Origin of the sequence: Pseudomonas sp. B21-010 (assembly GCF_024749325.1) — a bacterium.
Classification (GTDB): domain Bacteria; phylum Pseudomonadota; class Gammaproteobacteria; order Pseudomonadales; family Pseudomonadaceae; genus Aquipseudomonas; species Aquipseudomonas kilonensis.
Genome location: NZ_CP087198.1, coordinates 5,360,736 through 5,374,017, shown reverse-complemented (window position 1 = coordinate 5,374,017; position 13,282 = coordinate 5,360,736). Strand labels below are relative to the sequence as shown.

Genomic DNA, 13,282 nt, shown 5'->3' with positions numbered 1-13,282 from the left:
TGTCTTCCATCTAGAGGAGTTCTCGGCGACTCAGTTCGCGGTGAGCCGATAACGGGTCTTCGGCCCAAGACACGTCAATCATCGACACGCCTGTGGATAACCTGGCTTGGTGGATCGACGCGGCCGGGCCGGCAATGACGATCGGACAATCGATTCCACCCAGCAGCCTGGGCAGTTGGGACAGGTTGAGGGCGTGACTGGCATACAGTAGGACGCCGCGGGCCTTGAGGCGCTCGACCGCCAGGGCCAGTTCGCCCGCCGGTAGCGGGCAGTCGAACACTTCCACCGGGCAGTCGGCGCTGCTGGCCAGCCAGGCGGTGAGCCACAAGTGCGGCTCCTGGGGCGAGTCCGAATGATTGACCAGCAACAGTGGCGCGCCGCGCAACTGACGGTTGTTGTGGTAGATCCGGCTGCCGAACTTGCTGCGCAGCCACGAGAACAGGAAGATCCGTTCCAGCTGCGCACCGAACTGGCCTTGCCAGCGCAGGTGCAGCTCGGCCAGCAACGGCAAGAGCAACTGCTCGCACACGGTCCAGGGTGGGTACAGCGCCATCGCCTGGTTGACCAGGTCATCGATCTGGCGCTCGGCCAGTTGCGTCACCGCCAGCACCAGGGCGTGGCGCTGACGCTGCCAGTCATTCTCCGGCACCGGTGCGGGTTCGCTCGTTGGCTGCGGCGTGTCCAGCAACGGCTTGATCTTGCTCACCGCAACGCCACGGTCGATCCAGGTGAGAATGCTCAGGATCCGTTGCACATGGTCGGCATTGAACAGTCGGTGGCCCTTGGGCGTGCGGTGCGGCACGATCAGGCCATAACGGCGTTCCCAGGCTCGCAGCGTGACGGCGTTGACACCGGTTTGCCGGGCGACCTCGCGTATGGGCAGCCAGCCTTGCGCCAAGGCCTTGGCAAAGTCGGCCCCCAGGTCTTCGCTGGCGCTGGAGTCGGGTTCGATCTTCATCAAATAGCGTTTCGCAAGCTGAGGTTTTCCGGGTGTGGTTGCAGGTAGACCTGCTGCGCCAGGTAAGGATCGGGGTGCAGGCGCAAGTGATGCTTGAGCAGTGTCAGTGGCACCACCAAGGGCACGATGCCGAGGCGATATTGCTCGATCAGATGCTGTACTTCCTGTTTGTCATCGGCGTCGATGGCGCGCTTGAGGTAACCGCTCAGGTGTTGCAGTACGTTGGTGTGGGTGCGGCGGGTGGCGCATTTCTTCAAGGCGGCCATCAATGCGCTGAAATAGCGTGGGCCCAACTCATTGGGGTCGGCCTTGCCCATGTTGCCCAGCAAATTGCCCAGGGCCTTGTATTGCACCGGGTTGTGGGCCATCAGCAGGTATTTGTAGCGCGCGTGGAATTCGATCAGGTCGCGACGGGTCAGTCCGTCGCGACGCAAAGGTTGCCAGGCGGCATAGGCGAACACCCGGGTCAGGAAGTTCTCGCGCAGCACCGGGTCGTTGAGGCGGCCGTCTTCCTCCACCGGCAGGTCGGGGTGGCGTTCGCAGAAGGCCTGGGCATAGATGCCGCGCCCGCCGCCGTCCTGGGTCACGCCGTTGTGGTCATAGACCTTGACCCGTTCCAGTCCGCAGGACGGCGATTTCTGCATGAAGATATAGCCGCAGATATCATCCAGTTCCCCAGCCATTTGCTTTGCGTAGTCGGCCAGTGGCCTGGTCACGTTGAGGTCGCGATTCACCGTGCCGAGCGCCTCGGGATGTTCGGGGTCGCCCACCAGGCGAATCGGCTCCCGGGGGATACCCAGGCCGATGGCGACTTCGGGGCACACCGGCACGAAATCGAAATAGTCGACGAGGGTGCGGCTGCACAACTGCGATTGCTTGTGCCCGCCGTTAAAGCGAACTTCAGCCCCCATCAGGCAGGCGCTGATGGCGATTCTGGGTTTGGCGATGGCTGTGCTGGGCATGGGCGACCTCTGATTGCTAAATCTTGTACAGTTTTGTATTTCTGTACAATATTTTCATCATAGGTCCGAACGTGCGCAAGTCAACCGGATTATGTGGCGAGGCGACGTCAGTCTGTGTCGCAGGCAGGCTGCTGTCTCTTTCGACAGCAGCGGATAGCGATGGGTGACGCGCTTTACTGCAGGCTTGCGTGCAGGCGGCGTGCAGCCTCCTGGCCGCTGAGCCATGCGCCTTCGACCCGGCCGGACAGGCACCAGTCGCCGCACACATACAGGCCCAGGTCGGCATCGGCCAAGGCGCCCCATTCGTGGTTGCCGGCGGGGCGGGCGTAGAGCCAGCGATGGGCCACGCTGAAGCTCGGTGCGGGCATCGCGCTGTGCAGCAGTTCGGCGAAGGCGCCGTGCAGATGTTCGATCACCGCTTCCTTGGACAGGTCGATGTGCTGCCGGCTCCAGTCGCTGGTGGCGTGCAGTACCCAGGTGTCGAGCGTGTTGTCGCGTCCCGGCTTGCTGCGGTTGCGCGCCAGCCAGTCCAGGGGACTGTCCTGTACGAAGCAGCCTTCCATGGGCGTATCCAGCGGTGTTTCGAAGGCCAGCGCCACGGCCCAGGTCGGGTCCATCTTCACGCCGGCGGCCACTGCGGCCAGCTTCGGTACGGCCGCCAGCAATGCGGTGGCCTGGGGCGCGGGCGTGGCGATCACCACCTGGCCGAAGGGGCCGTGGGTGAAACCTTCGGCGTCCTGCAAATGCCAGTGTTCCTGGCCGCGGTACACCTCGGTGATCCGGCAGGAAAACTGCACCTGCAACTTGTCGAGCAAGGCGCGGGTGATGGCGCTCATGCGCGGCGTGCCGACCCAGCGGGTCTGTTCGTCCGGCGATGGGCTCAGTTGTCCGTTCTGGAAGTTGTAGAGCTGCGGGTTCCATTCCGCCGCCCAGCCGTTGGTTTGCCAGCGCTGGACCTCGGTGACAAAGCGGCGATCGCGGGCGGTGAAGTATTGCGCGCCCATGTCCAATGCGCCGGCGTCGCTGCGTTTGCTCGACATGCGTCCGCCGCTGCCGTGGCTTTTATCGAAGAGTTGAACGATATGCCCGGCCTCCGTCAGGGCCTGGGCGGCTGAAAGTCCGGCGATGCCGGTGCCGATGATTGCGATAGGTACAGTCATGAGGGCCTCGTTTACCTTTCTGTACAGACTACGCCGTCGTTTAAACCTGTACAATTCGGGTTTTTGGTATAAGTTTTACCGTTCGCGTTTGGACAGCTTGTCCTATTGTTAAACACAGACCCTGTCCGATACGAAAAATCCCTGCTTATAAAAATAGACTAATGGGCCGGGTAAAACGCGATACGAGGAACATCTCATGCACATATTGCTGACCGGCGGTACTGGTTTGATCGGACGTCAGCTCTGCCGCCTCTGGTTGGGGCAGGGACATCGCTTGACGGTATGGAGTCGCCGACCCGAAGAGGTGGCGAAAATCTGTGGGGCAGACGTGCGAGGCGTTGCCAGGCTCGATGAAGTTGTCGAGCCGGTGGACGCGGTGGTCAACCTCGCGGGAGCGCCGATTGCCGACCGGCCCTGGAGCCACAAGCGCAAGATGTTGTTGTGGAGCAGTCGCATCACGTTGACGGAAGTTTTGCTGGCGTGGCTGGAGCGTTGCGAGCAGAAACCGCAGGTGTTGATTTCCGGTTCCGCGGTGGGCTGGTATGGCGACGGTGGCGAGCGTGAGTTGACCGAGGAATCGGGGCCGGTGAGTGAAGATTTCGCCAGCCAGTTGTGCATCGCCTGGGAAGAAACCGCGCAACGGGCCGAGGCGTTGGGCATGCGCGTGGTGCTGGTTCGTACCGGCCTGGTCCTGTCTGCCGAGGGCGGCTTTTTGTCGCGGCTGCTGCTGCCGTTCAAACTGGCGCTGGGCGGGCGTATCGGTAATGGTCGGCAGTGGATGCCGTGGATTCATATTGACGATCAAATCGCCCTGATTGATTTTCTTCTGCACCGCTTTGAGGCCAGCGGTCCTTATAATGCGTGCGCTCCGAACCCGGTGCGCAACCGCGATTTTGCCAAGGCCCTGGGGCGTGTATTGCATCGGCCTGCCGTGGTGCCGATGCCGGAACTTGCGTTGAAAGTCGCGCTGGGGGAGTTGTCATTGCTGTTGCTCGGCGGCCAGCGCGCCACGCCGGCCCGATTGCAGGCGGCGGGTTTCACATTCCGGTTCACTGATTTGCCTGCGGCCCTGGAAGACTTGTCCAGCCGCCTTTGAAATAGGACGTTGCATGACCGATCACGCGTTGCTTCTGGTGAATCTGGGTTCGCCTGCCTCCACTTCGGTGGCCGATGTGCGCCGCTACCTCAATCAATTCCTGATGGATCCGTATGTCATCGACCTGCCATGGCCGGTGCGGCGCTTGCTGGTGTCGCTGATCCTGATCAAGCGTCCCGAGCAATCGGCCCATGCCTACGCCTCGATCTGGTGGGAGGAGGGTTCGCCGCTGGTGGTGCTCAGCCGTCGGCTGCAACAGGCCATGACTGCGCAGTGGACCCAGGGGCCGGTAGAGCTGGCAATGCGTTATGGCGAGCCGTCCATTGAGTCGGTGTTGGTGCGGCTGGCGAGCCAGGGTCACAAGAAGATCACGTTGGCGCCGTTGTATCCGCAGTTCGCCGACAGCACCGTGACCACGGTGATCGAGGAGGCCAAGCGGGTCGTGCGGGAAAAGAAACTCGATGTGCAGTTCTCGATTCTCCAGCCATTCTACGACCAGCCCGAATACCTCGACGCCCTGGTGGCCAGTGCCAAGCCGTACCTGATGCAGGAGCACGATCATCTGTTGTTGAGTTTCCACGGCTTGCCGGAGCGACACCTGACCAAGCTCGACCCCACGGGGTTCCATTGCTTCAAGGATGCCGACTGCTGCAAGAACGCGCCGCCGGAGGTCATGGCGACCTGTTACCGCGCGCAATGCATTCGCACTGCCGAGCTGTTCGCCCAACGCATGGGGCTCAAGGCTGGCCAGTGGTCGGTGTCGTTCCAGTCGCGATTGGGCCGGGCCAAGTGGATCGAACCCTATACCGAAGCACGCCTGGAGGAACTGGCCAGAAGCGGCGTGAAGAAAGTCTTGGTGATGTGCCCGGCGTTCGTGGCCGACTGCATTGAAACCCTGGAGGAAATCGGCGATCGCGGCCGCGAGCAGTTCCGTGCGGCGGGGGGGGAGGAGTTGGTGCTGGTGCCTTGCCTCAATGATGAGCGGCAGTGGGCGCAGGCGTTGAGCACTCTCTGCGAACGGGCGCCGATAGCTTTGTGAGGTTCAAGGGCCTCATCGCGAGCAAGCTCGCTCCCACAGTGGATCTCGAGTGATCACAAAATTTGTGTTCACAACAGATCCCCTTGTGGGAGCGAGCTTGCTCGCGATGACTTTCTGACTGACAACAAAGTGCTTCAGATCAGCGGCTCATCCGCCTGCTTCTGCTTCCAGCTGTCATTGCCCGGTAGCAGCAGGTTCAGCGCGATCGCCACCACTGCGCACAGCGCGATGCCTTTGAGGCCGAAGTCGTCCGGCCCAGTGCCGGTGCCCACCAGCACACCACCGATGCCGAACACCAGCGTGACCGAAACGATCACCAGGTTGCGCGCTTCGCCCAGGTCGATCTTGTGGCGGATCAGGGTGTTCATGCCCACTGCCGCAATCGAACCGAACAACAGGCACAGGATCCCGCCCATCACCGGCACCGGGATGCTTTGCAGCAGCGCACCGAACTTGCCGATGAATGCCAGGCTGATGGCAAAGATCGCCGCCCAGGTCATGATCTTCGGGTTGTAGTTCTTGGTCAGCATCACCGCGCCAGTCACCTCGGCGTAGGTGGTGTTGGGCGGGCCGCCGAACAGGCCGGCGGCGGTGGTGGCAATGCCGTCACCGAGCAGTGTGCGGTGCAGGCCGGGTTTTTTCAGGTAGTCGCGACCGGTCACGCTGCCCACGGCTATCACGCCGCCGATGTGCTCGATGGCCGGCGCCAGGGCGACCGGTACGATGAACAGGATCGCCTGCCAGTTGAACTCCGGTGCGGTGAAGTGCGGCAGGGCGAACCACGGCGCGGCGGCGATTTTCGCGGTGTCCACGACGCCAAAGAAAAATGCCATGGCAAAGCCCACCAGCACGCCGGAAATGATCGGCACCAGGCGGAAAATACCTTTGCCGAACACCGCCACGATCAGGGTGGTGAGCAGGGCCGGCATCGAAATCAGCATCGCGGTTTGATAATGAATCAGCTCGGTACCGTCGCCGGCCTTGCCCATCGCCATGTTGGCGGCAATCGGCGCCATGGCCAGGCCGATGGAGATGATCACCGGGCCAATCACCACCGGCGGCAGCAGCCGGTCGATGAACCCGGTGCCCTTGATCTTCACCGCCAGGCCAAGAAAGGTGTAGACGAAGCCTGCCGCCATCACGCCGCCCATGGTCGCGGCCAGGCCGAACTGGCCCTTGGCGAGGATGATCGGGGTGATGAAGGCAAAGCTCGAGGCCAGGAATACCGGCACTTGGCGCCCGGTGACGATTTGGAACAGGATCGTTCCCAGGCCGGCCGTGAACAGCGCCACGTTAGGGTCCAGCCCGGTGATCAGCGGCATCAGTACCAGCGCGCCGAAGGCGACGAACAGCATCTGCGCGCCGGACAACACCTGGCGCCAGAGCGGATCGTTGAACTCATCCTGCATGCTCAAGCGTCCTTCTGCTTGGTGCCGAAGATCTTGTCGCCGGCATCGCCCAGGCCCGGGATGATATAGCCGTGTTCGTTGAGTTTCTGATCGATGGACGCGGTGTAGATGGTCACGTCCGGGTGGGCATCGTGCACGGCCTTGATGCCTTCGGGGGCCGCGACCAGCACCATGGCGCGGATGTCCCGGCAACCGGCTTTTTTCAACAGGTCGATGGTGGCGACCATGGAGCTGCCGGTGGCGAGCATCGGGTCGATGATCATCGCCAGGCGCTCGTCGATTTCCGGCACCAGTTTTTCCAGGTAGGTGTGCGCCTGCAGGGTCTGCTCGTTGCGAGCCACGCCCACGGCGCTGACCTTGGCCCCCGGGATCAGGCTCAGTACGCCCTCGAGCATGCCGATACCGGCGCGCAGGATCGGCACCACGGTGATTTTCTTGCCGGCGATTTTCTCGACCTGGACCGTACCGGCCCAACCGTCGATTTCATAGGACTCCAGCGGCAGGTCCTTGGTGGCCTCGTAGGTGAGCAGGGCACCGACTTCCTGGGCGAGTTCACGGAAGTTCTTCGTGCTAATGTCAGCGCGGCGCATCAGGCCGAGTTTGTGTCTGATCAGCGGATGGCGGATCTCGAGGATGGGCATGGGGAAGGCTCCGACGGCGGGCAAAAAAACCGGTCTAGATTAATCTATCCGAGGGTGTTGTCCTATAGACAATACAGAACGTTAGTCCACAAACGCTTGATCTGGCCGGGCGGGATGCGTACCTTTGCCCGTTTTTCCGAACCCGTCCCTCCCCTCAACTTCCCCTGGAGAGCGCCATGTCCGCTGATCTCGAGCATATCCGTCAAATCATGCGAGAGGCTGACTGCCTGTACACCGAAGCCGAAGTCGAAGCGGCTATCGCCCGTGTCGGTGCGCAAATCAACGAGCAACTGGCCGATGCCAATCCGGTGGTGTTCTGTGTCATGAACGGCGGGCTGATTTTCTCCGGCAAGCTGCTGACCTACCTGAACTTCCCCCTGGAAGCGTCCTACCTGCACGCGACGCGTTATCGCAACGAAACCAGCGGCGGCGACCTGTTCTGGAAAGCCAAGCCGGAAGTCTCGTTCATCGACCGCGACGTGCTGATCATCGACGACATCCTCGACGAAGGTCACACCCTGGGCGCGATCATCGACTTCTGCAAACACGCCGGTGCCCGCGCCGTGCACACCGCCGTGCTGATCGACAAGGACCACGACCGCAAGGCCCGTCCGGACTTGAAAGCCGATTTCGTCGGCCTGCCGTGCATCGACCGCTACATCTTCGGCTACGGCATGGACTACAAAGGTTACTGGCGCAACGCCAATGGCATTTTCGCCGTCAAGGGAATGTAATCGATGATCCGGCCAAGCTTTCTGGACCATGCGCTGTTCGATGAATTGGCCGAAAAAGCTGCGGCCAGCCCTCGTGGGCGGCAGCACCATAACTTCCACGAGATGGATGAGCCGTGCCACCGCATGGCGGTGGGCTTGCAGCCTTCGACCTACATCCCGCCGCACCGCCATCTGAGCGCCGACAAGGCGGAAACCTTGCTGGTGCTCAAGGGGCGGTTGGGGGTGTTGATCTTTGATGAAGCCGGCGCGGTGGTGGACAAGCGCATCTTGCAGGCCGGTGGCGATTGCCTCGGCGTCGACCTGCCGGCCGGCGTGTATCACGGATTGGTGGTGCTGGAAGCCGACAGCCTGATGTTCGAATGCAAGGCCGGCCCCTACCGGCCCGTGGGCGAGGGCGAACTGGCCCACTGGGCACCCCGTGAAGGCGAGGCCGGCGTGGCGCAATACCACGCCTGGATGCGCGCCCAGTTCGACTAGTACGCCGTAGCGAGGAGCTTGTTCCCGAGAGTGGGAGCGAGCTTGCTCGCGATAGCGGAGTGTCAGATTACCTGGGTGTCGGACGTGCCGCCGTCATCGCGAGCAAGCTCGCTCCCACAGTTTTGGTATCCGCCCTCGCCACGGTCAGGCAGGGCTTGCGTGAGCGGTGCTGCCAGCAGCCAGCCATTGCTCGCTCTTGACCCGCGCCTGCTCCAGGGTCTGCACATACGCCAATTGCCGCTGCTCGCGATGGATACCGGCACGGCGCAGCTTCAGGCGCACCCTTGGCGCCGTCGCGACCAGGATCAGGCCGATGCCCTGCTTGCGGTAATCCTTGAGGATGTTTTCAAACGCAGCCAGCGCGGTCATGTCCAGCATGGGCACGGCGCTCATTTCCACCACCACCACGCGCACCCCCGGATCGAACTTGCGCAGCACGTCGAGGGCTTTTTCTGCCGCACCGAAGAACAGCGGCCCACGAATTGCGTAGCAGCGTACATGCTCGGGCATGTCCAGCAGGGCCTGGTGGAAGTGGCGGGGCAGTTCGGCGCTGTCGGTCAGTTCGCTCATGCGCTTGATGAACAGCCCGGCGGCCAGCAGCAGGCCGACGGCGACGGCCATGACCATGTCGAACAGGACGGTCAGGCTAAGGCAGGTCAGCAGCACCAGTACGTCGCTGCGCGGGGCGATGCGCAAGGTATGCAACACGTGTCCGGCTTCGCTCATGTTCCAGGCCACTATCACCAGTAGCGCCGCCAGTGCGGCCATGGGCAGGTAGCTGAACAATGGCGCCAGCAGCACCATCGCCAGTAGCACCACAAGGCTGTGAATGATCGCGGCCAGCGGTGAAGAAGCGCCGCTGCGCACATTGGTCGCGCTGCGGGCAATGGCCGCCGTGGCGGTGATACCGCCGAACAGCGGCGCCACGAGGTTACCCAGGCCTTGGCCGATCAGCTCGGCATTGGGGTCGTGCTTGCTGCCGGTCATCCCATCCGCCACCACGGCGCACAGCAGCGATTCGATGGCGCCAAGCATGGCAATGGCGAAGGCCGGGCCCAGCAATTGGCGGATAAGGTCATAGGAAAGCGTCAAGGGATGACCCTGGCCATCTGGCAGGTTCCATGGCCAGTCGAAGCTCGGTAAAAACGGCGGGATACCGGGGTGGCTGATGCCATCGACCACGTAGCTGAAACGCTCACCCAATGTCGCCACCGGCCAACCGCCGCGCTCCAGCGCCAGTCCCAATAGCGCCCCGACCAGCAAGGCCACCAAATGCCCGGGAACCCGCGGTACCCAGCGTGGCCAGGCAATCAGTACCGCCAGGCACGTGACGCCGATGATGCCATCGCCGAGCCGGGCACTGGGCAGTGCCACGATCAGTTCGCCCAACTGTTCGATGTAGTGCTTGGCTTGCCCGACGGTGGTCAGCCCCAGCAGATCCTTGAGTTGCAAGGTGGCGATGACCACGCCGATCCCGGCGGTAAAGCCGAGGATCACCGGGTAGGGGATGTATTGGATCAGCCGTCCGGCGCGCATCAATCCCAGGGTGACGAGAATCAGGCCGGCGAGCATGGTGCATAACAACAGGCCGCCGAGGCCGTATTGTTGGGTGATGGGCAGCAGGATCACCACGAACGCCGCCGTCGGCCCGCTGACGTTAAAGCGCGAGCCGCCGGTGAGGGCGATCAAGGGCGCGGCCACCAACACCGTGTACAAGCCATGTTGCGGCGGCACGCCGACGGCAATCGCCAGGGCCATGGCCAGTGGGATGGCGATGATGCCGACGGTCAGCCCGGCCACCAGGTCGCCACGCAGGCGTTCAAGGGTGTAACCGGCGCGCCAGGTTTGGCGCCAGGCGGCAAACAATGGTGGGGCGGAGAAAGACATGGATACTCCTCGCAAGGTGGGGCTGGCACTGGCCCTGTGGCGAGGGAGCTTGCTCCCGCTGGGCCCGTAGGAGCTGCCGAGTGCAACGAGGCTGCGATCTTTTCCCAGGCAATTGAGTCTCAAGCGAAAGATCAAAAGATCGCAGCCTTCGGCAGCTCCTACACAAAACCAGCAGGAGCAAGCTCCCTCGCCACAAAGGCATGCGTCGCTAGACCGGGGCTGATGGCTCTTTGAGTATGCCGTGCTCGTTGCGCGGATGTATTGATCTGGATCGTTATTTTTACCGCCCAGGCTCATGCTAGAGTGCCCGGCCAAGACCCTGGAGCTTGTCATGCGTGTATCGATCCGCCGCTGCGCTACTTTGCTGTTGATCTCCAGCCTGCCCCTGGCGGCCGAGGCTGCGCCGATGCACAGTCAGTTCCTGCCGCCTGATGACCTGGTGGTGCGACAGGAGCAGCCTGAACAGCAGCAGTTGCTGCAAGTGACCGAGTATTCGGTGGTGCTGGGTAACCAGCGTCAGTCCAATCAGCAACCGATTCCGGTTACTTCGCCGCTGCTGGTCCGCCTCAAGGGCAAGCCGATGAACAAGGGCGCGACCCTCAGCCAGGTGATCCTTAACTTCGACGGCGAAAGCAAAAGCCTGAAGAAACCGGTTTTCGACGAGGCGAGCAAGACCCTGACGCTGTCTTATCCACAGGCCCAGTACCGGGTGGTCATCGATCTGCTGCGCAACAACACGGTCTATGTGCAGTTTCTCACTTACGCCAACGGTCATATCTGGGCGGACCTGCACACTGGTGCCGAACGCCCGCGTTGAGCCCCGAGGCCTGCCGGGGGTAAACTGCCCGCCCCGTGAACTGTGCGAGCTGGAGCCGGCAATGCGTAAAGACAAGAAACAAGTGATTGGCGACGAGATTGGCGATGAACAGATCAAGCTGTTCCTCAATTTCGAACCGGTCGATGCCACGTCGCCGTCGTTGCACAAACTGATCAAGGCCTACCGCGGCCTGCGGGTCGATGACTTTGAACGCTTCCTGACGTTCTTCGTCGAGGCCGGCCATGACCTCAACGGCAAGGATGAGCACGGCAATGATTTCGTTGCGCTGGTTCGCGACCAGCGTAATGCTGAGGATTACATCGAATTGATCGAGAAGGCGCGTGGCTGATTGATCCTGGGCCTGCTTCGCAGGCCAGCGGGAGCAAGCTCCCTCGCCACGAAAGCGTCACCCATAAAAAACGCCCCGCTCTCATGGAGAACGGGGCGTTTTTTTATGCGATCAAATCAAGCGTAGCTTTGGGTCTCGCTGCTTTCTTCAACCAGCTCCAGCGCGATGTTGTTCTGTGCATTGATCTTGCGATACAGCGCCGCGTCGGTTTCCAGCACTTTTTCCCGGGCCGGGAAGATCTCTGCGAGCTTGGCAGCCCACTCGCCCTTGGCTTTGTCCGGGAAGCAGCGCTCGATCAGTTCCAGCATGATCGACACGGTCACCGAAGCACCCGGCGATGCGCCGAGCAGGGCGGCGAGGCTGCCGTCCTTGGCCGCCACCAGTTCGGTACCGAACTGCAGGACGCCACCTTTCTTCGGGTCTTTCTTGATGATCTGCACCCGTTGGCCGGCCACTTCCAGGCGCCAGTCCTCGGCTTTCGCCTCGGGGTAGAAGCGACGCAGGGATTCCAGGCGCTGTTCCATGGACTGCATTACTTCGCTGATCAGGTACTTGGTCAGGTCCATGTTGTCCCGGGCCACGGCCAGCATCGGGCCGATGTTGCCGGCACGTACCGACAGCGGCAGGTCCATGATCGAGCCGTGCTTGAGGAACTTGGTGGTGAAACCGGCGTATGGCCCGAACAGCAGGGATTTCTTGCCATCGACCACGCGGGTGTCCAGGTGCGGTACCGACATCGGTGGCGAGCCCACGGCGGCCTGGCTGTAGACCTTGGCCTGGTGGTGCTTGACCACTTCCGGGTTGTCGCAACGCAGCCACTGGCCACTGACCGGGAAGCCGCCGAAGCCCTTGCTTTCCTCGATGCCCGAGGCTTGCAGCAGCGGCAACGCCGCACCGCCGGCACCGAGGAACACGAACTTGGCGTCGACATCGCGGCTGCTGCCGGAATTGACGTCCTTGATGCTCACGGTCCAGCCACTGCCGTTGCGCTTGAGGCCGGTGACGCGCTTGCAGTATTTGACCTGGGTGTCCGGGGCGCTGGTCAGGTGCTTGAGCAACTGGTTGGTCAGGGCGCCGAAGTTGACGTCGGTACCGTTCATGACGCGGGTGGCGGCGATGACCTCATCGGCCGGCCGGCCAGGCATCATCAGCGGCATCCACTCGGCCATCCGGGCCTTGTCCTCGGTGTATTCCATGTCGGCGAAGGCGTGATGCTGGTGCATCAGCTCGAAGCGCTTCTTCAGGAACGACACGCCTTTCTCGCCTTGCACGAAGCTCAGGTGTGGCACCGAGGCGATGAAGGACTTGGAGGAGCCGAACGTGCCTTTTTTGGTCAGGTACGTCCAGAACTGCTTCGACACCTCGAACTGGGTGTTGATGTGCACGGCTTTCTTGATGTCGACATTGCCGTCGGCCGCCTGGGGCGTGTAATTGAGCTCACACAGCCCGGCGTGACCGGTGCCGGCGTTGTTCCAAGGGTTGGAACTCTCCGCGGCACCGGAATCCATCAGCTCGACGACTTCCAGCGAGATCGCGGGGTCGAGCTCCTTGAGCAGTACGGCCAGGGTGGCACTCATGATACCGGCCCCTACCAGAACTACATCGACTGCTTCGTTATGCGCCATTTAACGCGTCTCCAAAATCTGCAGCACCAAATTGTCGGCATAGCGGCCAGGAGTGGCGGGGCAGGTCAGTTGCGCCCCAGTTATCCATGGCCAGGATCGCCATGTCCGAATCTTCGCAATTTTTCGCA

The 13,282-nt window shown here is 62.2% G+C and carries 13 protein-coding genes; 6 read left to right on the top strand and 7 right to left on the bottom strand.

Features of this window, described 5'->3' with window-relative positions; translation table 11 throughout:
- Positions 1–10 precede the first annotated feature (10 nt).
- The 3 genes from LOY50_RS23900 to LOY50_RS23890 form a co-directional block, all read right to left on the bottom strand.
- Positions 11–958: a MerR family transcriptional regulator gene (locus LOY50_RS23900; RefSeq protein ID WP_258689353.1), complete on the bottom strand. Its 948-nt coding sequence runs from the start codon at positions 956–958 to the stop codon at positions 11–13.
- Positions 958–1,920, bottom strand: a complete 963-nt coding sequence (locus LOY50_RS23895; RefSeq protein WP_214512459.1) for a DUF523 and DUF1722 domain-containing protein — start codon at positions 1,918–1,920, stop codon at positions 958–960. Before LOY50_RS23895 ends, LOY50_RS23900 begins: the two co-directional genes overlap by 1 nt.
- Positions 1,921–2,093: 173 nt before the next feature.
- On the bottom strand, positions 2,094–3,080 hold the full coding sequence (locus LOY50_RS23890; RefSeq protein WP_063324394.1) for an NAD(P)/FAD-dependent oxidoreductase: 987 nt from the start codon (positions 3,078–3,080) through the stop codon (positions 2,094–2,096).
- A gap of 196 nt (positions 3,081–3,276) precedes the next feature.
- Here LOY50_RS23890 and LOY50_RS23885 point away from each other — a divergent pair, with 196 nt between their 5' ends.
- Both LOY50_RS23885 and hemH read left to right on the top strand, forming a co-directional pair.
- On the top strand, positions 3,277–4,176 hold the full coding sequence (locus LOY50_RS23885; RefSeq protein ID WP_253478126.1) for a TIGR01777 family oxidoreductase: 900 nt from the start codon (positions 3,277–3,279) through the stop codon (positions 4,174–4,176).
- A gap of 13 nt (positions 4,177–4,189) precedes the next feature.
- The gene (gene hemH, locus LOY50_RS23880; protein ID WP_258689352.1) at positions 4,190–5,215 is read left to right on the top strand and encodes a ferrochelatase; all 1,026 of its coding nucleotides are present in this window, start codon (positions 4,190–4,192) and stop codon (positions 5,213–5,215) included.
- A 134-nt stretch (positions 5,216–5,349) separates the two neighbouring features.
- Here hemH and LOY50_RS23875 read toward each other — a convergent pair whose 3' ends face one another.
- Together LOY50_RS23875 and upp are read right to left on the bottom strand one after the other, a co-directional pair.
- Entirely contained in the window at positions 5,350–6,624 is a 1,275-nt protein-coding gene (locus LOY50_RS23875; protein WP_214512462.1) for a uracil-xanthine permease family protein, read from the bottom strand.
- 2 nt (positions 6,625–6,626) lie between these two features.
- Positions 6,627–7,265: a uracil phosphoribosyltransferase gene (gene upp / locus LOY50_RS23870; protein WP_018606486.1), complete on the bottom strand. Its 639-nt coding sequence runs from the start codon at positions 7,263–7,265 to the stop codon at positions 6,627–6,629.
- Between the two features lie 176 nt (positions 7,266–7,441).
- On the opposite strand from upp, the gene LOY50_RS23865 reads away from it, so the two are divergent.
- Together LOY50_RS23865 and LOY50_RS23860 are read left to right on the top strand one after the other, a co-directional pair.
- The gene (locus LOY50_RS23865) at positions 7,442–7,999 is read left to right on the top strand and encodes a hypoxanthine-guanine phosphoribosyltransferase (protein WP_053125250.1); all 558 of its coding nucleotides are present in this window, start codon (positions 7,442–7,444) and stop codon (positions 7,997–7,999) included.
- Positions 8,000–8,002: 3 nt separating this feature from the next.
- Positions 8,003–8,476, top strand: a complete 474-nt coding sequence (locus tag LOY50_RS23860) for a WbuC family cupin fold metalloprotein (RefSeq protein WP_253478120.1) — start codon at positions 8,003–8,005, stop codon at positions 8,474–8,476.
- 144 nt (positions 8,477–8,620) lie between these two features.
- On the opposite strand, the gene dauA is transcribed toward LOY50_RS23860, so the two are convergent.
- Complete coding sequence (dauA, locus tag LOY50_RS23855; RefSeq protein WP_258689350.1) at positions 8,621–10,363, bottom strand: C4-dicarboxylic acid transporter DauA; 1,743 nt, start codon at positions 10,361–10,363, stop codon at positions 8,621–8,623.
- Between the two features lie 331 nt (positions 10,364–10,694).
- Between dauA and LOY50_RS23850 the strand changes: the two genes are divergently transcribed.
- Both LOY50_RS23850 and LOY50_RS23845 read left to right on the top strand, forming a co-directional pair.
- Complete coding sequence (locus tag LOY50_RS23850) at positions 10,695–11,180, top strand: hypothetical protein (RefSeq protein ID WP_214512466.1); 486 nt, start codon at positions 10,695–10,697, stop codon at positions 11,178–11,180.
- A 61-nt stretch (positions 11,181–11,241) separates the two neighbouring features.
- On the top strand, positions 11,242–11,529 hold the full coding sequence (locus tag LOY50_RS23845) for a PA4642 family protein (protein ID WP_014340173.1): 288 nt from the start codon (positions 11,242–11,244) through the stop codon (positions 11,527–11,529).
- Between the two features lie 116 nt (positions 11,530–11,645).
- On the opposite strand, the gene mqo is transcribed toward LOY50_RS23845, so the two are convergent.
- Positions 11,646–13,154 carry a malate dehydrogenase (quinone) gene (gene mqo / locus LOY50_RS23840; RefSeq protein WP_258689349.1) on the bottom strand — a complete coding sequence of 503 codons (1,509 nt, stop codon included), beginning with the start codon at positions 13,152–13,154 and terminating at the stop codon, positions 11,646–11,648.
- Positions 13,155–13,282 lie beyond the last annotated feature (128 nt).